Origin of the sequence: Sphingopyxis sp. (assembly GCF_965279755.1) — a bacterium.
In the GTDB taxonomy this organism is placed as follows: domain Bacteria; phylum Pseudomonadota; class Alphaproteobacteria; order Sphingomonadales; family Sphingomonadaceae; genus Sphingopyxis.
Genome location: NZ_OZ257261.1, coordinates 660,265 through 683,182 on the forward strand (window position 1 = coordinate 660,265; position 22,918 = coordinate 683,182).

17 protein-coding genes and 1 tRNA gene are annotated in these 22,918 nt (G+C 64.8%); 8 read left to right on the forward strand and 10 right to left on the reverse strand.

What is annotated here, in order from left to right:
- Positions 1 to 4: 4 nt before the first annotated feature.
- A complete protein-coding gene (locus ACQY80_RS03125; protein ID WP_428683555.1) occupies positions 5 to 1,900 on the forward strand; it encodes a potassium transporter Kup in 1,896 nt (631 codons plus the stop codon).
- A 3-nt stretch (positions 1,901 to 1,903) separates the two neighbouring features.
- Here ACQY80_RS03125 and ACQY80_RS03130 read toward each other — a convergent pair whose 3' ends face one another.
- The 8 genes from ACQY80_RS03130 to ACQY80_RS03165 form a co-directional block, all read right to left on the reverse strand.
- On the reverse strand, positions 1,904 to 2,059 hold the full coding sequence (locus tag ACQY80_RS03130; RefSeq protein ID WP_428683557.1) for a hypothetical protein: 156 nt from the start codon (positions 2,057 to 2,059) through the stop codon (positions 1,904 to 1,906).
- Positions 2,060 to 2,173: 114 nt separating this feature from the next.
- Positions 2,174 to 2,899: a response regulator gene (locus ACQY80_RS03135; protein WP_428683559.1), complete on the reverse strand. Its 726-nt coding sequence runs from the start codon at positions 2,897 to 2,899 to the stop codon at positions 2,174 to 2,176.
- 2 nt (positions 2,900 to 2,901) lie between these two features.
- On the reverse strand, positions 2,902 to 5,565 hold the full coding sequence (locus ACQY80_RS03140) for a DUF4118 domain-containing protein (RefSeq protein WP_428683561.1): 2,664 nt from the start codon (positions 5,563 to 5,565) through the stop codon (positions 2,902 to 2,904).
- On the reverse strand, positions 5,562 to 6,152 hold the full coding sequence (gene kdpC, locus ACQY80_RS03145) for a potassium-transporting ATPase subunit KdpC (protein WP_428683563.1): 591 nt from the start codon (positions 6,150 to 6,152) through the stop codon (positions 5,562 to 5,564). The genes ACQY80_RS03140 and kdpC overlap by 4 nt, the downstream gene beginning before the upstream one ends.
- A gap of 10 nt (positions 6,153 to 6,162) precedes the next feature.
- Positions 6,163 to 8,196 (reverse strand): potassium-transporting ATPase subunit KdpB, encoded by a 2,034-nt coding sequence (gene kdpB / locus ACQY80_RS03150; RefSeq protein WP_428683565.1) that lies wholly within the window; start codon positions 8,194 to 8,196, stop codon positions 6,163 to 6,165.
- Between the two features lie 12 nt (positions 8,197 to 8,208).
- Positions 8,209 to 9,912, reverse strand: coding sequence for a potassium-transporting ATPase subunit KdpA (gene kdpA, locus ACQY80_RS03155; RefSeq protein WP_428683567.1), 1,704 nt, complete (start codon positions 9,910 to 9,912; stop codon positions 8,209 to 8,211).
- Between the two features lie 11 nt (positions 9,913 to 9,923).
- Positions 9,924 to 10,013: a K(+)-transporting ATPase subunit F gene (kdpF, locus tag ACQY80_RS03160; protein ID WP_325028485.1), complete on the reverse strand. Its 90-nt coding sequence runs from the start codon at positions 10,011 to 10,013 to the stop codon at positions 9,924 to 9,926.
- 680 nt (positions 10,014 to 10,693) lie between these two features.
- Positions 10,694 to 10,780, reverse strand: a tRNA-Leu gene (locus tag ACQY80_RS03165).
- A 201-nt stretch (positions 10,781 to 10,981) separates the two neighbouring features.
- Here ACQY80_RS03165 and ACQY80_RS03170 point away from each other — a divergent pair.
- The 7 genes from ACQY80_RS03170 to ACQY80_RS03200 all read left to right on the forward strand — a co-directional run bounded on the left by ACQY80_RS03170 (position 10,982) and on the right by ACQY80_RS03200 (position 21,455).
- Entirely contained in the window at positions 10,982 to 11,914 is a 933-nt protein-coding gene (locus ACQY80_RS03170; protein ID WP_428683570.1) for a complex I NDUFA9 subunit family protein, read from the forward strand.
- Positions 11,915 to 12,034: 120 nt separating this feature from the next.
- Positions 12,035 to 12,835, forward strand: coding sequence for an undecaprenyl-diphosphate phosphatase (locus ACQY80_RS03175; RefSeq protein WP_428683572.1), 801 nt, complete (start codon positions 12,035 to 12,037; stop codon positions 12,833 to 12,835).
- Between the two features lie 158 nt (positions 12,836 to 12,993).
- A complete protein-coding gene (locus ACQY80_RS03180; RefSeq protein WP_428683574.1) occupies positions 12,994 to 14,436 on the forward strand; it encodes an NAD(P)-dependent oxidoreductase in 1,443 nt (480 codons plus the stop codon).
- Positions 14,433 to 15,608 (forward strand): DUF2059 domain-containing protein, encoded by a 1,176-nt coding sequence (locus tag ACQY80_RS03185; protein WP_428683576.1) that lies wholly within the window; start codon positions 14,433 to 14,435, stop codon positions 15,606 to 15,608. Before ACQY80_RS03180 ends, ACQY80_RS03185 begins: the two co-directional genes overlap by 4 nt.
- Positions 15,609 to 15,637: 29 nt before the next feature.
- On the forward strand, positions 15,638 to 20,167 hold the full coding sequence (gltB, locus tag ACQY80_RS03190) for a glutamate synthase large subunit (protein WP_428683578.1): 4,530 nt from the start codon (positions 15,638 to 15,640) through the stop codon (positions 20,165 to 20,167).
- 113 nt (positions 20,168 to 20,280) lie between these two features.
- On the forward strand, positions 20,281 to 20,715 hold the full coding sequence (locus ACQY80_RS03195; protein ID WP_428683580.1) for a hypothetical protein: 435 nt from the start codon (positions 20,281 to 20,283) through the stop codon (positions 20,713 to 20,715).
- Between the two features lie 68 nt (positions 20,716 to 20,783).
- On the forward strand, positions 20,784 to 21,455 hold the full coding sequence (locus ACQY80_RS03200; protein WP_428683582.1) for a glutathione S-transferase family protein: 672 nt from the start codon (positions 20,784 to 20,786) through the stop codon (positions 21,453 to 21,455).
- 10 nt (positions 21,456 to 21,465) lie between these two features.
- On the opposite strand, the gene ACQY80_RS03205 is transcribed toward ACQY80_RS03200, so the two are convergent.
- Positions 21,466 to 22,059: a YdeI/OmpD-associated family protein gene (locus tag ACQY80_RS03205; protein WP_428683584.1), complete on the reverse strand. Its 594-nt coding sequence runs from the start codon at positions 22,057 to 22,059 to the stop codon at positions 21,466 to 21,468.
- The gene (gene ubiG, locus ACQY80_RS03210) at positions 22,056 to 22,781 is read right to left on the reverse strand and encodes a bifunctional 2-polyprenyl-6-hydroxyphenol methylase/3-demethylubiquinol 3-O-methyltransferase UbiG (protein WP_428683586.1); all 726 of its coding nucleotides are present in this window, start codon (positions 22,779 to 22,781) and stop codon (positions 22,056 to 22,058) included. The genes ACQY80_RS03205 and ubiG overlap by 4 nt, the downstream gene beginning before the upstream one ends.
- Positions 22,782 to 22,918: the final 137 nt, after the last annotated feature.

Genomic DNA, 22,918 nt, shown 5'->3' on the forward strand with positions numbered 1-22,918 from the left:
ACGAATGACCGCAGACGCAAGACCAGATTCATCGAAGGGCGCGCATTCGTCCCGTCTATCGACGCTGGCGCTCGGTGCGCTCGGGGTCGTTTTCGGCGATATCGGAACCTCACCGCTCTACGCGCTCAAGGAGAGTTTTGTAGGCCATCACCCGCTGACGGTCGATTCCACTCACATCTTCGGGGTACTCTCACTGATCTTCTGGACGATGATGCTGATCGTCACGGCCAAATATGTTTTTATCGTCATGCGCGCCGACAATGACGGCGAGGGCGGGAGCATGGCGCTGCTCGCGCTCATCGCGCGAAGTCTGGGCGAATCGCGCTGGACGCCTGCGATCGCCATGCTCGGCGTGCTCGCGACCGCGCTCTTCTATGGCGACGCAATCATCACGCCGGCCATTTCGGTACTATCCGCGGTCGAAGGCCTGACGGTGGTGGAAGCGTCGCTCGGCCAATATGTCATGCCGATCGCCATCATCATCCTTGTCGGGCTGTTCCTGATCCAGCGTCACGGAACGCACAAGGTCGGCGCCCTCTTCGGCCCGGTGATGGCGATCTATTTCATCACTTTAGCCGTGCTCGGGATCGCCAATATCGTCCGCAATCCCGAGATCGTCGCGATCGTCAACCCGCTGTGGGCGGTGCGCTTCTTCGCGCTCGATCCCTGGCTCGCCTTTCTCGCACTCGGGTCGGTCGTGCTCGCGGTAACGGGGGCGGAAGCGCTCTATGCCGACATGGGCCATTTCGGGCGCAAGGCCATCAGCATCGCCTGGCTCTATGCCGCGCTCCCCTGCCTGATGCTCAACTATATGGGACAGGGCGCGTTGCTTCTCGACAGTCCGGCAGCGGCCTCCAATCCCTTCTTCCTGCTAGCGCCTGAATGGGCGCGCCTGCCGCTCGTGATCCTCGCGACGCTCGCGACCATCATCGCAAGCCAGGCGGTGATCTCGGGTGCCTTTTCGGTGACGCGGCAGGCCGTGCAGCTGGGCTTTCTTCCGCGATTGCGGATCCTGCATACCAGCGCGTCAGCCGTCGGTCAGGTCTATGTTCCTTTCGTCAACTGGACGCTGCTTGCCCTCGTGATCCTGCTTGTTCTCGGCTTTCGCAGTTCCAGCAATCTCGCCGCGGCCTATGGCATTGCGGTCACGGGCACGATGGTTCTGACCGCCTGCATGCTGGGTATCCTGACCTTCAAGGTCTGGCGCTGGCATCCACTGCTCGCGGGCGGGGTCACGGGCACCTTCCTCCTTATCGACGGAGCCTATTTCGCGTCCAATATCACCAAGATCCCTGATGGCGGCTGGTTCCCCCTCGTCGTTGCGGCGACGGCCTTCGTCCTGCTCACGACCTGGTCGACCGGGCGCAAGATCATGCGGCGCTATCTCCAGCTCGGAGCGATGGACATGGATCTGTTCGTCAAGTCGACGGCGCATTCGGTAAAGCGCGTACCGGGAACGGCGATCTTCCTCTCGTCGACGTCCGAAGGCGTGCCGCCTTCGCTCCTCCACAATGTAAAGCACAACAAGGTCCTGCACCAACGCGTCATCATCCTGACCGTTGTCACCGAAAGTGTCCCGCATCTCGATCCCGACAAACGGGTCGAGGTGACCGACTGCGGCGAAGGTTTCTATCGCGTCCGGCTCCGGCACGGCTTCATGGAGGAAGTCGATATTCCAGCGGCGATGAAGGGCGTCGATGGAGCGGGCGGGCCGGTGACGAGCCACGACACAAGCTATTTCCTCAGCCGGCAGACACTGATCGCCTCGAGTCGTCCGGGCATGGCGATCTGGCGCGAACATCTTTTCGCCTGGATGGTTCGCAATGCGGAGAGCCCGATGGAATTCTTCAAGCTGCCGAGCAACCGGGTCGTCGAGCTGGGTTCGCAGGTCGAAATCTGACCCCTATCCAGCCACGTCGGCGATATAGGCGACAAGCGCGACGATACCGCACATGTAGATAGTCAGGCTGAGCGCGCCCTGCGCGCCCAGCCAGTCCACGATGCGGTCATGTATCGGGCGCGACGCCTCGGAGGCCCGCTCGGGTTCTTTGGTGATCATCCGCCACCATTAGGGCAAGGCGGCATTTCAATTCGAGAGCGAGCGCTCCCGTTTCGCGTATGAATCGCATAGAATCGCAAGGAATATTGCACCTTCTGCACGGCGCAAAGGCGATTAACCGGGTTGGGTTGACGGCTCCGCCTGCGCATCGCCGCTCTGGCGCAGGCGATAGCCGATGCCGAGTTCGTTGCAGATGATCCGAGGCTGTTGCGGTTCGGTTTCGAGCTTCTGCCGCAAGGTGCGAACGAGCACCCGCAGATATTCGACATGATGCTCATGTTCGTGCGGCCAGACCTCGGCCATGATCTGGTTGTGCGTGATGACCCGCCCCGGGTGCCGCGCCAGCTGGGCAAGGACCGCATATTCCTTCGGCGTCAGATGCACATCCCTGCCCGCCTTGGTGACTGCGCGCGCCACGAGATCGATGGTCACATCGTCGACGGTCAGGGTGAGCGTGCCCCCGTCACGCGTGAGCCGATTGCGGAGCGCAACCCGCACCCGCGCCAGCAACTCGTCGGTGTCGAAGGGCTTGGTCAGATAATCGTCGGCGCCGAGATCGAGCGCCGCGACCTTCTGGTCGATCGCATCGCGCGCCGACACGACGATCAGGGTGGTGTCGGACTGCTGCTTGAACAGCGGCACCAGTTCGAGCCCGTCGCGGTCGGGAAGCCCGAGATCGAGCAAGACGATGTCGGGCCGCTCGGCGCGAAGCTGCTCCACCGCCTCGCGGGCATTCTCCGCCTCGACGATCGCATAGTCGTTCCGCACCAATGCAGCGTGGATAAGCCGCCGGATGTGGAGCTCGTCATCGACGATCAGGACCTTGTGACGCACTTTCATGGCTATTCCTTGTCGCCTGGATGCAGGATGATCAGCGGATCGGGGATACGGATGGTGAAGCGGGCGCCGTGCGGCTCCGCATTGTTGCCGGCCTCGACCGAAAGCCCCATCGCCTCGGCGAACCCCTTGACGATCGCGAGGCCAAGACCGGTGCCATGCTTGACGCGGTCGCTTCCCTCAAGCCGCGTGAAGGTGTCGAACACGCGTTTCTCGTTACCCGCAGCTATCCCCGGTCCCTGGTCGATGACCGACAATGTGATCGCATCGGCGGCGCGCTCGGCCCTGATTATGATCGGTGTATCGGGGTCGGCATAGCGTCCGGCATTGTCGAGAAGGTTGATCAGGCAATGGTGGAGGAGCACCGGATCGACACGGACGAGCGGAATGTTCGACGGGATCTCGACCTTGACCTCGTGCCCCGCAAGCGAGCCGCGCGTGTCGTGGGCGGCGCTCGCGGCGGCATCGAAGAGGTCGGTCGCCTCGACCTTCATCGGCAGCGCACCCGCCTCGACGCGCGCCATGTCGAGCAGATTGGAGACGAAGCGATTGAGCCGCTTCGCTTCGGCCTCGATCGTCTCGGCGAGTTCGGGCGAGGGATGACGTTGCAATTCCTGCGCGGCCGAGAGGATCGTCGTGAGCGGCGTGCGCAGGTCGTGACTGACCGACGACAGAAGCGCCGAACGCAACCGGTCGCGTTCGTCGATTTGCCGCGAGCGCAGCGCAGCTTCTTCAAGTTCCATCCGGTCGAGCGCGATCGACGCCTGATCGAGCAGACTCATCAAGAGCGGCACCTGGTCCGAGCGTACAGGCTCGCGCGCATCATCGCGCGTCAGTCCGAGGACAGCCAGCACGCCACGCGTCGTACGCAGCGGATGGAACAGCCAGTCGGAGGCGGTCAGCGTCGAGGATCCCCGCCCCGCGGGCTGGTCATTATCCATCGCCCATTGCGCAGCGGCTCGCTCGATCTGCTCGAGCCGGTCCTCGGGCGGCACGGCCGCACGTAGCATTGGACCGTCGGCGGACGGAAGCAGCAGTACCGTACGGACATCGAGCAGACGGCCAACCTCGGCGCAAATTGCCTGCATCAATGTGTCCTGATCGGGCGCGACGGTCAGTTGCCGCGAGAAGCTGGCGAGCGCGGCATTCTGACGCGCGCTCGATTGAGCCAGATCGGCTTGGGCGCGCACGCGCGCAGCGAACTGGCTGGTGACCACAGCGACGCCGAGCAACACGAGGATGCTGACGACATTTTCGGGATTGCTGACGGTCAGCGTTCCGGTCGGCGGCAGGAAGAAGAAGTTATAGGCGAGGCTTGATGCGAGCCCGGCAAACAGGCCGGCGCGCAAGCCGAAAGTCGCCGCAGCGAACATCACGGGGACGAGATAGAGCAGCGAAATATTGCCGAGGTCGATGACTTCGATCAGCAGGCGCCCGAGCGCGGTCATCAAGGCGACCATCGCGAGCGACCCGATATAGTGCGACGGCTTGCCCCAGCGCCCCGGCACCGCAAGCGCCGGTCGCGCGCCCGCCCTTCCTTGGGACTCGCCCGGCAGGACATGGACCGCAACATCGTCGATTGTCCGCACGAGCTGGTCGACGACCGAGCCGTGGCGCAGCTCGAACCACCAGGGACGCGCCGACTTGCCGATCACGATCTGCGTCGCGCGCGCGTCACGCGCAAAGCTGCACAGCCCCTCGACGACGCTCGCCGCAGGCACGGTCGCCGTCGATGCGCCAAGCCGCGAGGCGAGTGCGAGCGTGTCGGCGAGCTGGCGGCGGTCGTCGTCGGTCATCGCCCGGCTGCGCCGCGTTTCGATATAGACCGCGGTCCAAGGCGCCTTCAGCGCGTCGGCGAGCCGTTTGCCCGCACGGACAAGCTCGGCGGCAACCGGGAGCTCGCTCACCGCGACGACAATCCGTTCGCCCACCGCAAAGCTGCCCGCGAGGGCATGACTGCGCACATGTTCTAGCATCTGCGCATCGACCGCCTGCGCCGCGCGGCGCAGCGCCAGTTCGCGGAGTGCAGTGAGGTTCGATTTCGAGAAGAAGTGCGTCAGTGCCCGTGACGCTTCCTGCGGAATATAGACTTTCCCGTCGCGAAGCCGTTCGATCAGTTCGTCGGGTGGAATATCGACGACCTCGATCTCGGCATTTTCGAGGATTGAGTCGGGTACCGTCTCGCGCACGCGAACACGTGTGAAGGAAGCAACGACGTCGTTGAGGCTTTCGACATGCTGGATATTGATCGTCGAATAGACGTCGATCCCGGCATCGAGCAGTTCCTCGACGTCCTGATAGCGTTTGGGATGGCGGCTGCCCGGCGCATTGGTGTGCGCCAGTTCGTCGACGAGCACCAGCTGCGGCCGCCGTTCGAGGATCGCGTCGATGTCCATCTCGCCGAGGCTGTGGCCTTGATGCTCGACCTGACGCCGCGCGACGATCTCGTGCCCATGGACAAGCGCCTCGGTCTCGCGCCGGCCGTGCGTTTCGACCACGCCCACAACCACATCGACCCCGGCCTCACGCCGGTGGCGGCCGTCGGTCAGCATCTCCCATGTCTTGCCGACGCCGGGCGCCGCGCCGAGGAAGACTTTCAGACGGCCGCGGCCTTCCTGCGCCGCCTGACGCAGAAAGGCCTCGGGTGATGGTCGGTCGTTTCCTGTCACGCGGCGGGTTTAGCCCCAAAAGTATCGAGCCGTCGATTGAGCTTGAACACATTGACACGCGGCTCGCCAAGGAAGCCCAGAATCCGGCCTTCGACGCTCTGCTCGACGAGCCCGCGGACCGCAGCCGGATCAAGCCCGCGCGCCTTTGCGATCCGATCGACCTGATAAAAAGCCGCCTCGGGGCTGATATGGGGATCGAGCCCCGAGGCGGAGGTCGTCACCAGGTCAGGCGGGACGTTAGCCCCTGGCGCCGTTTCGGAAAACTTTGCGACGTCGCCCTTGACGCGGTCGGCGAGCGCCTGCGAGGTCGGCCCGAGATTCGAGCCCGACGAGGCGAGCCCGTCATAGCCCTTGCCCGCCGCCGACGGGCGCGTGTTGAAATAGCGATCCGACGTGAAGGCCTGGCCAACGACGGTCGAACCGATGACCTTGCCATTCTCTTCGACGAGGCTGCCGTTCGCCTGGCTTGGGAACAGCGCCTGCCCGATGCCGGTCAGCGCCAGCGGGTAAGCGAGCCCGAGGAGCAGTGCGAAGAGCAGCGTCATGACAAGCGCCGGACGCAGCGAGGTGATGAAATCCTTGTTCATTGTCATTTCCTCAGACGAGACCCAGGCCGCCGACGGCGAGGTCGATCAGCTTGATGCCGACAAAAGGTGCCACCAGACCGCCAAGGCCATAGACGGCAAGGTTGCGCGCGAGCAGCGGCCCCGCCCCCATCGGCTTGTACGTGACGCCCTTCAGGGCGAGCGGCACGAGCAGCGGGATGATCAGCGCGTTGAAGATGATCGCCGACAGGATCGCGCTCTCGGGGCTGGTCAGCCCCATGACATTGAGCACGCCGAGGCCGGGATACAGCACGATGAACATCGCGGGGATGATCGCGAAATATTTGGCGACATCGTTGGCGACCGAAAAGGTCGTCAGCGCCCCGCGCGTCATCAGGAGTTGCTTGCCGAGCCCAACGACCTCGATCAGCTTGGTCGGGTCGCTGTCGAGGTCCACCATATTGCCCGCCTCGCGCGCCGCCTGCGTGCCGGTGTTCATCGCAACCCCGACGTCGGCCTGCGCCAATGCAGGGGCGTCGTTGGTGCCGTCGCCGCACATCGCGACGAGGCGCCCGCCCTGCTGTTCCTTGCGGATCAGCTGGAGCTTGTCCTCGGGCGTCGCCTGCGCGAGGAAATCGTCGACCCCCGCCTCGGCGGCGATCGCGGCGGCGGTGAGCGGGTTGTCGCCGGTGATCATGACCGTGCGGATGCCCATCGCGCGCAGTTCGCCAAAGCGTTCCCGGATGCCCGCCTTGACGATATCCTTGAGGAAGATCGCGCCGAGAAGCTGGCCGTCCTTCGCCACGGCAAGCGGTGTTCCGCCTGCGCGCGCGATCTCGTCGGTGATGCGGCGGAGTTCGGTTGCGGCGGCGGTCGCGCCTGCGCCGGGATTGGCTTTCAGGACCGAATCCACGGCACCCTTCTGGATCACGCTACCCGCGATATTGACCCCTGAAATGCGCGTCTGCGCCGTGAAGGGGATGACTTCGGCACCTGCGGGGAGCGTCGCCGCCGTCTGGCCGAATTTCTCGCGCGCGAGCGCGACAATCGAGCGGCCCTCGGGGGTTTCGTCGGCGAGGCTGGCGAGCAGCGCTGCCTCCGAAAGCACGGACATCGACTGGCCGCCAACCGGGCGGAACTCGGTCGCCTGCCGGTCGCCGACGGTGATCGTGCCGGTCTTGTCGAGCAGCAGGACATCGATGTCGCCCGCCGCCTCGACCGCCCGGCCCGACTTGGCGAGCACATTGAAACGCACGAGGCGATCCATGCCGGCAATGCCGATCGCCGAAAGCAGCGCCGCGATCGTCGTTGGGATGAGCGTGATCAGCAGTGCCGCGAGGATCGCGACGGGGATGCTGCCACCCGCATAGGATGCGAAGCCCGGGATCGTGCCGACCGCGATCAGGAAGATGATTGTCAACCCGACGAGTAGCAGCGTCAGCGCAATCTCGTTCGGCGTCTTCTGCCGCTCGGCGCCCTCGACCAGCGCAATCATCCGGTCGAGGAAGCCCTGCCCCGGATTGACCGTCACCTGGACGCGGATCTCGTCGGAGATGACGCGCGTGCCCGCAGTCACGGCCGAACGGTCGCCGCCTGCCTCGCGGATCACCGGCGCACTTTCGCCGGTGATCGCCGCTTCATTGACCGACGCCACGCCCGCAACAACCTCGCCGTCCGACGGGATGAGATCGCCTGTCTCGACGAGAACAATATCGCCGACCCGCAGCGCGCTGGCGGGTACGCTTTCGACTGCCTTGCCGCCCGTCACGCGCTTCGCGATCAGGTCGGCCTTGGTCGCGCGCAGCGAGGCGGCCTGCGCCTTGCCGCGCCCTTCGGCGAGCGCCTCGGCGAAGGTGCCGAAGAGCACGGTGAGCCACAGCCAGATGACAAGCTGGAGCTTGAAGCCCGTCGCAAGGCCATCGTGCCCGACAACGAGCAGCACCGTCAGCAGCGCCGCAACCACAGCGGTTGTGAACATCACCGGATTGCGGATCAGTTCCTTCGGGTTGAGCTTGCGGAAGGCGTCACCAATCGCCGGAGCGATCAGGTCGGCCGTGAAGAGAGACTTGGTTTCGGACCGAGCCATTGTCGTAATTCCTTAGAAGAGCTGGCCGTTGATCATCGCGAGATGATCGGCGATCGGACCGAGCGCGAGGCTGGGCAGGAAGGTCAGGCCGCCGACGATCAGCACGATGCCGATCAGAAGGCCCGTCCACAGCAGCCCGGTGGTCGGGAAGCTGCCTGCGGTCGCCGGCGTATATTTCTTCGCTGCAAGCCCGCCCGCGATCGCCAGCATGGGCACGATGATGAAGAAGCGGCCGATCCACATCGCGACGCCCAGCAGCCCGTTATAGAAGGGCGTGTTGGCGGTGAGGCCCGCAAAGGCCGACCCGTTGTTCCCGACCGCGCTGGTAAAGGCGTAGAGGATCTCGGAGAAGCCGTGCGGTCCCTTGTTGAGCGGCCCCGCGAGCCCGGCTTGAGTCACCGAAGCGATGGCGGTCAGCCCGAGGATCATCAGCGGCAGCACCGCAATCGCCAGCACCGCAAGCTTGACCTCGCGCGCCTCGATCTTCTTGCCGACATATTCGGGCGTGCGTCCGACCATCAGCCCGGCGACGAACACCGCGAGGACGGCGAAGAGCAGGAAGCCGTATATGCCAGCGCCAACGCCGCCGACGACGACTTCGCCGAGCTGGATGTTGAGCAGCGGGATCATGCCGCCGAGCGCAGTGAAGCTGTCGTGCATCGCATTGACCGCGCCGCACGAGGCCGCCGTGGTGACGACCGAAAAAAGCGCCGAAGCGGGGATGCCGAAGCGGACTTCCTTGCCCTCCATATTGCCGCCCATGGCGCCAAGCTGGTGGAGGACCGGATTGCCCGCGGCTTCCTGCCAATAGGTGATCGTCACCCCGGCAAGGAAGATCGTCACCATCGCGGCGAGGATCGCCCAGCCCTGGCGCGTGTTGCCGACAGCCTTGCCGAAAGTCCAGGTCAGGCCGAAGCCGATGACGAAGATCGACAGCATCTGGACCAGGTTGGTCAGCGCGGTCGGATTCTCGAACGGATGCGCCGAGTTGGCGTTGAAGAAGCCGCCACCGTTGGTGCCGAGCATCTTGATCGCTTCCTGCGACGCGACCGGGCCGAGCGCGAGCGTCTGCTTGACGCCTTCGAGCGTCGTCACGTCGACCGAGCCGGCGAGCGTCTGCGGAACCCCGCTTGCGATCAGGAAAATCGCATAGCCGATGCAGACCGGCAGCAGCAGATAGAGGGTGACGCGCGTCATGTCGGCCCAGAAATTGCCGATCGTCTTCATCTCGCGCCGCGCGAAACCGCGGAACAGGGCAAAAGCGAGCGCGATGCCCGTCGCCGCCGAGAGGAAATTGTGGATCGTCAGGCCGAGCATCTGGCTGAGGTTCGACATCGTCGATTCGCCGCCATAGCTCTGCCAGTTGGTGTTGGTGGTGAAGCTGACTGCGGTATTGAACGCGAGATCGGCGCTGGTGCCGTCAAAGCCAAGCGGGTTGAGCGGCAGCACGCCCTGCAGGCGCAGCACGCCATAGGTGAAGAGCAGCAGCACAACGTTGAAAATGAGCATGTGGACCGCATAGCGGCGCCAACTCTGTTCTTCGCTCGGGTCGATGCCAGACAAACGATAGAAACCCGTCTCGACCGGGCCGAGGATGCGGTGCAGCGGCGTACGGCGGCCTTCATAGAGCGCGAACAGCCATTGCCCCACCGGCTTGGTCAGCACGAGCAGGATTGCGACGAACGCGATGATGAGTAACCATCCCTGAAAGGTCATGGCCGCCTCCCTTAGAAGCGCTCGGGCCGTGCAAGCACGGCGACGAGATAGACGAGAAGGCCGAGCGCGGTGGCGCCCGCAAGCCAAAGGTCGAGTGTCATGGTCGCTATCCCCTCACGCGTCGTCGCAAAGGCGCGCATAGCCAAGGCTTGCGGCCAGGAGGGCGAGGATGATGCCGATCCAGAGAAGATCCTGCATGGTTTTGCTCCGGCAAGGCGCCCGCCACAAAAGGTGGCATGAGTCGTCTGCGGACCATCAACTAGGACAGGCGCGCGTTTGAATTCGAGAGACGGAAATCTCCGCTCGCGTAGTATTTGCATATGATTTTGCGAAAATTCGCATTCCGGCGCGGCCCGGCGCCGGTTCGGCGCGCGCCGCAGCGGTGGCAGAATGCATTCGGAAATTTCTACGCGGCTCCGCCCGAACACCTCTGGAGAAAAATGCCGCGCTCGCGCGCATCAACGGGCGATCACATCCACGAAGGCAACGTCGCTCAAACGAATTCGCGGCACGCTGTCGCCCGACAGTTTCTGGGCCGCGGTCGGTGCGCTCCACCCCAAGAATGCGTGCCGAGAACATGCCGCTTGCCGCGATGGCGGCCTCGCAAATTGCTAACATACGTCAGCAGGCCAGTTCGAGCGCACTTTCTGATACCCGACAGACCATTGTCGGGTGACAGGAGGAATGAACGCAGGCCATTCCCGTTCTGGGCAGAGCCGCGAAGAATATGCCAGATTTCTGCCATTTTTTCACGACTCTCGGATGTCACGAGAGGAGTGAATGGTGCCCAGAAGAGGACTCGAACCTCCACGACCTTGCGATCGCCAGCACCTGAAGCTGGTGCGTCTACCAATTCCGCCATCTGGGCACGGGGTAGGAGCGGGCGCTTAGCGGCGCGGCGGTCGGCTTGTCAACTGCGCTGCCGCACGCGGCGCTATTTTATTACCCGGAGCGCGGTTTCGCGTCGATACGAACGCCCTCCCCCTTGCCCCGTGGAGCGCTTCGCGGCATGGGGAAGCCATATCGCGCCGCGGTGCGCGCCTCAGAGAATCGGATACAGGCGGACATCATGAAAAAGCTCGACGGACAATTGATTACCGTGCTGGGCGGCGGCGGCTTTCTGGGCCGCTATGTCGTGCAGCGCTTGCTCGCACTGGGCGCGCGTGTCCGCGTCGCCGAACGCGAACCGCGCAAGGCCGTGTTCCTGAAACCGCTCGGCGGCCTCGGCCAGACGCAGTTCGTCGCCGCCGACGTCCGCGACCCCGCGAGCGTGGCGCGCGCGGTCCAAGGCAGCGATGCGGTGATCAACCTTGTCGGCAGCTTCGACGATATGAAGGCGGTCCAGGCCGACGGAGCGGGCCATGTCGCGGCCGCAGCGAAAGCGGCGAGTGTTCGCGCGCTCGTCCATGTCTCGGCGATCGGCGCTGATACCGAAAGCCCGTCAACCTATGGCCGCAGCAAGGGTGCTGGCGAGGCCGCGGTACGCGCGACGTTTCCAGGCGCCACCATCCTTCGCCCGTCGATCATCTTCGGTCGCGAGGACAATTTCATCAACCGTTTCGCGGCGCTGATCCGCTTCGCGCCCGTCATTCCGATCATCGCACCCAAGGCAAAATTCCAGCCGGTCTATGTAGGCGATGTCGCCGATGCCGTCGTCGCGGCGCTCGGCGACGGCGCCGCGGGCAAGACGTTCGAGCTCGGCGGGCCCGAGGTCCTGACGATGGCCGAACTTCAGCAGGGAATTGCCGACGCCACCGGGCGGAAGCGCCTGTTCGTCGAAGTGCCCGACGTCGTGTCGGGCGCCCTCGCAACCGGTCTCGGCTGGGCCCCCGGCGCGCCGATCACGAAAGATCAGTGGCTGATGCTCCAGCGTGACAATGTCGTTGCCGATGGTGCCGCGGACCTCGGCCAGCTCGGCGTCGCCGCGACCTCGCTCGGCTCGGTCGCCGACGGCTGGCTGGTCCAGTATCGCCGCCACGGCCGCTTCGCCCAGACCGCCTGACACCGATCAAATCGCCGCTGGAAAAATCTGCCGGCGCTGCGTAGGTCTGATCAAGGACAGGGGCGTCCGGCACAGGTCGGGCGCCCTTTGGCTTAACCGCAACCTTGATACTGGAACCCCATGAGCATCTGGCTGACCGCGATCATCCTCGGCATCGTCGAGGGATTGACCGAATTTCTTCCCGTTTCTTCGACGGGCCACCTGATCCTCGCGACCGAATTGCTCGGCTATGATGCGTCGAAATGGGCGATCTTCAACATCGCGATCCAGCCCGGTGCCATCCTTGCGATTGTCGTGCTCTACCGGAAGCTGTTCTGGGACATGTTCACCGGCTTTTTCCAGCGCGACCCCGTCGCCATCGCGTTCGTGCGCAACCTGCTGCTTGCCTTCATCCCCGCGGTCGTGCTCGGCCTCGCTTTCGGCGACTATATCGAGGCATTGCTTGAAAATGCCGTCGTCGTTGCCTGGGCGCTGATCCTCGGCGGCATCGGCATCCTGCTGGTCGAACGCTTTGCCAAGCCAAAGGACAGCGGCGGCGTCGCGAATCTGTCGACCCGTCAGTCGATCATCGTCGGCCTTGTACAGTGCATCGCGATGATCCCTGGCGTCAGCCGCTCGGGCGCGACGATCATGGGCGCGATGTCGCTCGGCATCGATCGCAAGACCGCCGCCGAGTTCAGCTTCTTCCTCGCGCTGCCAACGCTGACCGGCGCGACGGTGCTGCAGCTCGCCAAGCATCGCGACGCGATCACCAGCAACGACCTCGGTCTGATCGCGATGGGCGCGCTCGTTTCGTTCGTCGTCGCCTGGGCCGTCATCAAGGCGTTCCTCGCCGTGGTGACACGATATGGCTTCGCGCCCTTTGCCTGGTACCGAATCATTGCGGGCGTGGCGGCACTGGCTTGGCTTGCCGCGAGATAGGACCGAATTGATACCAATTGCGAAAGATAGTTGCGCGCGTGACAATCTTTACCAAAATAGTCCAAAATTAGGGTCAGTATTGCTGCCATAAGTCAAGATTCCTTCGTGACAGGCCGTCTGGCGCCATGCCATTCGCCCCGCAACGAAGGGGATACTGCATGGCTTCCGATCGCATGCTCCAGTTTGTGGAGCGTGAACAATCCTATCCGGACAAGCGTTCGGCCGAGGAACGCGCGCGCGACTTTCACGAGATTGCCGAGCGCTATGCCGCGCCCGACGCCGACTCACAGGCGGCACGCTGTTCGCAGTGCGGCGTGCCCTATTGTTCGGTGCACTGCCCGCTGCACAATCATATCCCCGACTGGCTGCGTCTGACCGCCGAGGGGCGCCTGCGAGAGGCCTATGAGCTCAGCAACGCGACCTCGACCATGCCCGAGATCTGCGGCCGCATCTGCCCGCAGGACCGCCTGTGCGAAGGCAATTGCGTGATCGAATTTTCGGGCCACGGCGCGGTGACGATCGGCAGCGTCGAGAAATATATCACCGACACCGCCTGGGCCGAGGGCTGGGTCGAGCCGCTTCACGCCGGCAAGCCCACCGGCCAGTCGGTTGGCATCATCGGCGCTGGTCCCGCCGGCCTGACCGCCGCCGAATATCTGCGTGTGCTGGGGCATGAAGTGCATGTCTATGACCGGCACGATCGTGCGGGCGGCCTCCTCACCTATGGCATTCCGGGCTTCAAGCTCGAGAAGGACGTCGTGATGCGGCGCGTCGAGCGGCTCGAACAGGGCGGCATCCACTTCCACCTCGGCTTCGCGGTCGGCGAGGATGCAACGCTCGATCAGCTCCGCGCGAAACATGACGCGATCCTCGTTGCGACCGGCGTCTACAAGGCGCGCGAGATCAACGTGCCCGGCAACGACGCCGCCGGCGTGATCGCGGCGCTCGACTATCTGATCGCCTCGAACCGCAAGAGCTTTGGCGACACCGTCGCCGAATTCGAGGACGGCCGTCTCGATGCCAAGGATAAGCATGTCGTCGTGATCGGCGGCGGCGATACGGCGATGGACTGCGTCCGTACCGCGGTGCGTCAGGGCGCGAAGTCGGTGAAGTGTCTCTATCGCCGCGACCGCGAAAATATGCCGGGGTCGCAGCGCGAGGTCGCCAATGCTGAGGAAGAAGGTGTCGAGTTCGTCTGGCTGTCGGCGCCCGACAGCTTCACCGCCGACAAGCATGTGAAGCAGGTCGCGGTCGCGGGCATGCGCCTAGGCGCCCCCGACGCGAGCGGCCGCCGCAGCCCCGAGCCAGATCCGGGCCGCCAGTTCGACCTCCCCGCCGACATGGTTATCAAGGCGCTGGGCTTCGACCCCGAGGAACTGCCGCACCTGTTCGGATCGCCCGATCTGTCGGTCACGCGCTGGGGCACGCTCCGCGTCGATCACCAGACGATGATGACCAGCCTGCCCGGCGTTTTCGCCGCGGGCGACATCGTCCGCGGCGCCAGCCTGGTGGTCTGGGGCATCCGCGATGGCCGCGATGTCAGCGATCAGATGGCAAAGTGGTTGAAAGTGAAGGCGGAAAGCGAAAAGAAGGCCGCATGACCAACAGGGAAGGAAAATTGATCATGTCGACCTGGAAATCCGTACTGATCGCCGGTGCCATGGCCTTCGCGCCCGCCCACGCGCTCGCCGCGCCTGGCAAGGAAGCGCCGCTGGCCGAGGTCGTCGCACCGGCCGATGAGGAGAGCGATCAAAGCGAGGCCACGAGCAAGGCCGCGATGGCCGACGCCAAGGCCAAGATGCAGAAGGAAATCGACGAAGCCATCAAGATGATGGAAAGGATTTTCGGCGTCGACAAGCTGCCCGCCGTGCCGCCCGCGCAGCTGGCGCTGGCCCAGACGACGACGACCGCGCTTGTTCCGCCGGGCAGCCTCGCGAAGATGATCGACAATATGTACGGCAAGCTCTTCAAGGGCTTCATGGGCGAGTTCGGCGGCATGTCGGACCTGATGCTGTCGATCAAGACCGGGGTCGAAAGCGAGAAGATCGCGGCGCTGGACGAGAAGAGCAAGGTGGCGATCGCCGACCTGTTCGACCCGCATCGCAAGGAGCGCGAAGAGCAGATCACCAACGTCGTCAAGCCGCTGATCGAAGAAGTGCTAGGCGACCTGGAGGGTCCGATGCGCAACGGCATGGCCTATGCCTACGCCCGCAAGTTCAATGCCCAGCAGCTCGGCGACATGAACGCCTTTTTCGCGACCCCGTCGGGCAAGGCCTATACAAGCGAGTGGATGGCGCTGCAGGCCGATCCCGAAGTGATGCTGGCGATCGTCAAGGGCGTGCCGCCGCTGATCGAGAAGTTCATGGACCGCGGGCCGGAGATCGAGGGCAAGCTGAAAGACCTGCCGAAGGAGAGGCAGCTCGCCGACCTTTCCGACGCCGAACTCGCCAAGCTCGCGAAGCTGATGAAGGTCAGCGTCAAGGAGCTGAAAGAGCAGCGCGACCAGTGGAACTCGACCGATGATGCGACCGAAGCGGTCGATGCCGCCGGCGACGACTGGAGCGCCGACGCCGCCACCGATGCCGTGGCGGACGCAGCGGTCGCCGCCGAGGCCGCGATCGACGACCCCGCCTACGACCGCGACACCTGGTCGGATGCCGATCGCACCCGTGTCGAGCAGCTCGAGGAAGCGGCCAGCGCCGCCTCGGCTGCGGCCTACGACGCGCAGGAAGAGGTGGTCGCCAAGGTCCGCAAGAAGAAGACGTCAAAATAGAAGCGGCTGAGGCCGGCAGGAACATCGACATGACCCATTATCCTACCCCCGATCACGCGCGGCTCGAAGCCGAAGGCATGTATCGCCCCGACCTTGAATCCGATGCCTGCGGCGTCGGCATGGTCGCGGCGACCGACGGCAAGCCGTCGCGCCGTGTTGTCGAGGCGGCGATCGAGGCGCTTCGGGCCGTCTGGCACCGCGGCGCGGTCGACGCCGACGGCAAGACCGGGGACGGTGCCGGGATCCATGTCGACCTGCCGGTCCGCTTCTTCGACGACGCGATCGCCGCATCGGGCCACAAGGTGCGCCCGAACCGCCTCGCCGTCGGTATGGTCTTCCTGCCGCGCACCGATCTCGACGCGCAGGAGCACTGCCGCACGATCGTCGAGGCCGAGATCATCGACGCGGGCTTTACCATCTATGGCTGGCGCCAGGTGCCGGTCGATGTGTCGGTGATCGGCGACAAGGCGCAGCGGACGCGTCCCGAGATCGAGCAGATCATGATCGCAGGGCCCCTGCCCGACGAGCAATCGATCGCCGAGTTCGAAAAGCAGCTCTATCTCACCCGCCGCCGCATCGAGAAAAAGGTGATCGCGGCGCAGATTGCCGACTTCTATGTCTGCAGTCTGTCGGCGCGTTCGATCGTTTACAAGGGCCTGTTCCTCGCCGAGAGCCTCGCGGACTTCTTCCCCGACCTCACGAACAAGCTGTTCGAAAGCCGCGTCGCGATCTTCCATCAGCGCTATTCGACGAACACCTTCCCGCAATGGTGGCTCGCCCAGCCGTTCCGTACCCTCGCCCACAATGGCGAGATCAACACGATCCGCGGCAACAAGAACTGGATGAAGAGCCACGAGATCAAGATGGCGAGCCTCGCCTTCGGCGAGCATTCGGAAGACATAAAGCCGGTGATCCCGGCGGGCGCGTCGGACACCGCCGCTCTCGACGCGGTGTTCGAGACGCTCTGCCGCGCCGGCCGCGATGCGCCGACCGCAAAGCTGATTCTGGTCCCCGAGGCTTGGGCAACCGACGAAGACATGCCCGAGGCGCACAAGGCAATGTATAATTATCTCGCCAGTGTCATGGAGCCGTGGGACGGCCCCGCCGCACTCGCGATGACCGACGGCCGCTGGGCGGTCGCGGGCATGGACCGCAACGCGCTCCGCCCGCTGCGCTATACGCTCACTGCCGACAACCTGCTCGTCGTCGGCTCCGAAAGCGGCATGGTGCTGTTGCCGGAAGCAAGCATCCGCAAGAAGGGCCGCCTTGGCCCCGGCCAGATGATCGCGGTCGATCTCGACGACGGCACGCTCTACGAAGACCGCGCGATCAAGGACAAGATCGCCGACGCGCACGACTATGGGGCGCGCGTGAAGGGCTTCCGCACGATGGCCGACCTGCCCAAGGGCGGAAAGGCGACGTTGCCGCAATGGGACCGCACCGAATTGCTCCGCCGTCAGGTCGCCGCGGGTCTGACGATGGAAGACATGGAGCTGATCCTCAGCCCGATGGTCGAGGATGCGAAGGAAGCGATCGGATCGATGGGCGACGACACGCCCCTCGCGGTCATTTCCGACAAGCCGCGCCATGTCGCGCAATTCTTCCGCCAGAATTTCAGCCAGGTCACCAACCCGCCGATCGACAGCCTGCGCGAACGGCATGTGATGAGCCTGAAGACGCGCTTCTCGAACCTCGCGAACATCCTCGACGAAAAGGGCCAGAGTGCCCACGTCCTCGTGATCGACTCCCCGGTGCTCGTTGGCGACGACTGGGATCGGCTGCGCGCCTATTTCGGCGATGCCGTCGCCGACATCGATTGCACCTTCGCCGCGGGGGGCAACGCTGCGACGCTGCGCGAGGCAATCGCGCGCATCCGCCGCGAGGCCGAGGAAGCTGTGCGGGCCGGGCGCAGCGAGCTGTTCCTGTCCGACCAGAATATCGGTGAAGGCCGCGTCGGAGTGGCGATGGTTCTCGCTGCCGCCGCAGTTCACACACATCTCGTGCGCAAGGGGCTGCGCAGCTACGCCTCGATCAACGTCCGCTCGGCCGAGGTGCTCGACACCCATGCTTTCGCTGTGCTGGTCGGCGTCGGCGCGACGACCGTCCACGCCTATCTCGCAGAAGCTGCGATCGCAGATCGCTGGACGCGCGGCCTGTTCGGCGGCGAACTGGCGCTCGCCGATTGCCACAAGCGCTTCCGCAAGGCGATCGACGACGGGCTGCTAAAGATCATGGCGAAGATGGGGATCGCGGTGATCTCCTCCTATCGCGGCGGCTATAATTTCGAGGCTGTCGGCCTGAGCCGCGCGCTCGTCAACGACCTGTTCCCTGGCATGCCCGCGAAAATCTCGGGCGAGGGCTATCAATCGCTCTTCATCAACGCGACCGAGAAACATGAAGCAGCGTTCGATCAGCGCGTGACGACGCTCCCCATCGGCGGCTTCTATCGCCACCGCGCGGGCGGCGAGGCGCACGCCTATTCGGCGCAGCTGATGCACCTGCTGCAAACGTCGGTCGCCACCGACAGCTATTCGACCTACCTCCAGTTCGCGCGCGGCGTCGCCGACCTGCCGCCCGTCTATCTGCGCGACCTGATGGAGTTCAACTTTCCGGCGCAGGGCGTCGCGCTCGACAGCGTCGAGGCGATCACCGAGATCCGCAAGCGCTTCGTCACCCCCGGCATGTCGCTCGGTGCGCTGTCGCCCGAAGCGCATGAAACGCTCGCGATCGCGATGAACCGCATCGGCGCCAAGGCGGTGTCGGGCGAAGGCGGCGAAGCCAGCGAACGCTACCAGCCCTATGCCAATGGCGACAACGCCAACAGCAATATCAAGCAGGTCGCGTCGGGCCGCTTCGGCGTCACCGCCGAATATCTCGGCGCGTGCGACGAGATCGAGATCAAGGTCGCGCAGGGCGCCAAGCCCGGCGAGGGCGGTCAGCTTCCGGGCTTCAAGGTCACCGAGTTCATCGCGCGGCTGCGGCACTCGACGCCGGGCGTGATGCTCATCTCGCCCCCGCCGCATCACGACATCTATTCGATCGAGGATCTGGCACAGCTCATCTACGACTTGAAGCAGATCAATCCGAAGGCGCGCGTCTGTGTGAAGCTCGTCAGCTCGGCGGGCATCGGCACCGTCGCGGCGGGCGTCGCAAAAGCCCATGCGGACGTCATCCTCGTCTCGGGCAACACCGGCGGCACCGGTGCAAGCCCGCAAACCAGCATCAAATATGCCGGCACGCCGTGGGAAATGGGCCTGTCCGAAGTCAATCAGGTGCTGACCCTCAACGGGCTTCGCCACCGCATCCGCCTGCGCACCGACGGCGGGCTCAAGACCGGGCGCGATATCGTGATCGCCGCTATTCTCGGGGCCGAGGAATATGGCATCGGGACGCTCAGCCTCGTCGCCATGGGCTGCATCATGGTGCGCCAGTGCCACAGCAACACCTGCCCCGTCGGCGTCTGCACGCAGGATGAAAAGCTGCGTCAGAAATTCACCGGCAGCCCGGAGAAGGTCATCAATCTGATGACCTTCATCGCCGAGGAAGTGCGTGAAATTCTGGCGAAGCTCGGCTGCCGCAGCCTCGACGAAGTCATCGGCCGCACCGAACTGCTCCGTCAGGTCAGCCGCGGCGCCGAACATCTCGACGACCTCGATCTGAACCCGATCCTCGCCAAGGTCGACGCGCCCGACGATCAGCGCCGATCGCAGGGGCCAAGCTTCCGAAATCCGGTGCCCGACAGCCTCGACGCGCAGATCCTGAACGATGCGAAGCCGCTGTTCGAGCGCGGCGAGCGGATGCAGCTGACCTATAATGTCCGCAACACGCACCGCGCCGTCGGCACCCGCCTGTCGGCCGAGGTCACCGCGCGCTTCGGCATGAAGGGCCTCGCCGACGACCATGTGCAGGTACGTCTGCGCGGGACCGCCGGCCAGTCGCTCGGTGCCTTCCTGTGCAGCGGCATCACGCTCGAAGTGTTCGGCGACGCGAACGACTATGTCGGCAAGGGCCTGTCGGGCGGCCGCATCATCGTGCGGCCCACCGTGTCGAGCCCGCTGGTCAGCCAGCATAACAGCATCGTCGGCAACACCGTCCTCTATGGCGCGACATCGGGCACCCTGCTCGCCGCCGGTCAGGCGGGCGAGCGCTTCGCGGTCCGCAACTCGGGCGCCAAGGTCGTCGTCGAAGGCTGCGGGGCCAACGGCCTCGAATATATGACTGGCGGCACTGCGGTTATCTTGGGTCCGGTCGGGTCGAACTTCGGCGCGGGGATGACGGGTGGCATGGCGTTCGTGCTCGACACCGACGACAGCTTCGAACGCCGCGCGAACGATGAATCGATCGTCTGGCAGCGCATCGCGAGCAGCCATTGGGAAGGCGTACTGCGCGATCTGGTCGCCGAACATGCGGCGGCAACCGGCAGCAAATGGTCGGCCGAAATCCTTGCCGACTGGGATCGCTGGCAGGGTCGTTTCTGGCAGATTTGCCCGAAAGAAATGCTGAGCCGCCTGACGCATTCCCTGAACGAGGAAGAGGTCGAGGTCGTCGCGGCGGAGTAGCTTGTCGCACGGATGGTGCGCTCTGTCGCGCCCTCCGGTGATGTTCAGCGCAGCGAAAGCGTCGTCCGGCTATATGCGCGGTTTGAATTTTCGCATCCCGGAAGGATGAAGCCATGCGCTTGACGCCGAAACTGACTGTAGCGGCTCTCCCGCTGCTCGCGCTCGCCGCACCGATGCCGGCCTTGGCCGCCGATCCTAGCCGCGCTGTCGCGACGCTCAACGACCCGGCAGCGCAGGAACGGATGGCCGACACCGTCACCGCGCTCGTCGGCGCGCTGATGCAGATGCAGGTCGGTCCGCTCGCCAAGGCCGTGGCACAGGTCGATCCCGAATCGGACGCCGCCTATATCCCGCAAGACGCGACGGTCGGCGACATCGCGGGTCGCGATCCCGCCTATGCCGAGCGTATGGGCGACGACGTCCGCGCCGGAACGCGCATGGCGGGTCAGGCCGCTTCGGCACTTCAGGCTTATGCCCCCGTGCTCAAGGACATGGCGCGCGATCTCGCCGCGCAGTGGGAACGCGAACGCGCCGCTGCGCGCCGCTAGACCATTCATCCACAGCGGCGCAGCCATAGGCGTTGCGCGCAGCGCCCGGCTACCGCTATGCGGGAAGCATGTGGCAGCTCTACCAATTTCCGCTTTGTCCCTTTTCGCGCAAAATCCGGCTTTTGCTGGGTGAGAAGGGCGTCGGCTATGAATTGGTGCGCGAATCGCCGTGGGAACGCCGCGACGAATTCGTCGATCTGAACCCCGCCGGGCGCACGCCGGTGATGGTCGACCAAAGCCGCGGCCAGGTGCTGATCGACAGCAATGCGATCGCCGAATATTTCGAGGAAACGGTCGAGGGCAAGGCCATGATCAACGGCACGGCGGCGAACCGTGCCGAAATCCGCCGTCTTGTCGCCTGGTTCGATCAGGATTTCTATTTCGAGGTCACCGGGCCCTTGCTGTTCGAACGGATGCAAAAGCGCATCGTGCATCGCCAGCCGCCCGACGGCGGCGCGCTGCGCGAGGCGATGAAGGCCGCGAACCAGCATCTCGACTATATCGACTATCTGATCGATCACCGCACCTGGCTCGCCGGCGCGACGATGAGCCTCGCCGATCTGGCAGCGGCGGCGCATATCTCGGTCGCCGACTATCTTGGCGGCATCGACTGGACCGGGCACGAGCAGACCAAGGGCTGGTATTCGGGCCTGAAGTCCCGACCCTCCTTTCGCCCCCTTTTGGCCGAACGGATGGAAATCGTGACCCCGCCGAAATATTATGAGGATGTCGACTTCTGACGCTGCGCCGTCAGCAGCTCTTGTACTTCCAGTTGCGGTCCTTGCCCTCGGCGACCTGCGCGACGATCGTTTCGATCCGCTTCGCCCGCGTCTCCTCGCGCTTCGCCTCGATCACCCACTCGATATAATCGCGGCGCTTGCCGGGCGAGAAGGCATCCCAATGCCCCTGCGCCGCCGCATCGGCCTTGAGCGCCGCGCCGAGGTCCCCGGGAAGGTCGAGCGCCGCTTTCGGCGCCGCCTTTTCCCGTTTCGGTTTGCCCGCCGCGCAGAGCGCCGCCGCCTTTTCGATCCACGCCGCCATCTGCTTGTCCGACGGCAGGTCCGAGCGCGACGCCAGCCGTCCCATGCTCCCCATTGCGCCGGTGTCGCGCGGCGAGCCCGTCACCTCCTCGTCGCGCCAGAAGCCGAAAGTCGCATGCTCCTTGAACGCGGCCATGCCGGCGAGATTCTGCCCGTTCAGCACGAAATGCGGCACGCCCCATTTGAGCGTCTCTTCGGCGCCCGGCGCATGGCTGTGCACCAGGTCGCGGAGGTGGTTCAGGATCGGCTGCGCGAACGGCTGCCGCGCGGCGATATAGGCATCGACGCGCGGGTCGCGGCTCATCCCGCGTGCCGGGCGGTCATGAGATAGTTGAGCGCCTCGCTGCCGCCGAGCTTGAAACCCTTTGCCGCCGATGGCGCCAGGCCGGTGCGGTCGGTGACCTGCAACCCTGCGTCTTCGAGCAATCCGGTCAGTTCGCCGGGCTTCAGAAACTGGTCCCAGTCGTGCGTCCCGCGCGGCACCGCGCCGATCCGCTCGGCCGCCTCGACGAGCAGCAGCTTCGACAGCGCGGTCCGGTTCGGAGTCGACAGGATCATCAGCCCGCCGGGCGCCAGCCTGCCCGCGAGTTCAGCGATGAAGGCCGCAGGATCGGTTACATGCTCGACCACCTCCATCGAAGTGACGAGATCGAAGGTCGCGGGCGGCAGCGCCGCGAGCTCACCGGCGTGGTAATGGATCGCCAGCCCCTGCCCCGCCGCATGATCGCGTGCCGCACCGACATTCTCGGGCGCCGCATCGACGCCGGTCACTCTGGCGCCCATTCGTGCCAGCGGCTCGGCAAGCAGCCCAGCGCCGCAGCCGACGTCGATCGCGCTGTGCCCGGCAAGCGGATGGCGTTCGCGCGCGTCGACGTGCCAGTGCATGTCGATCTGCTCGCGGATATAGGCGAGGCGCACGGGGTTCAGCCGGTGCAGCATCGCCGAAGATCCGTGCGGATCCCACCAGTCGGCGGCCAGCGCCCCGAAATGGGCGGCTTCATTCGGATTGATCGTCGCAGCGCTCATGCCGCTCGATGTGGCACCGCGCCTTCATCGGCGCAAGAAATTCTATCCGGCGCATACGAAGCCGGTCTTGCCATCGCCCTCCCCCTTCCGTAACGAGCGGGCGCCGCAGAAATCCAAGGGAAAGCTGCGGTCGAAAC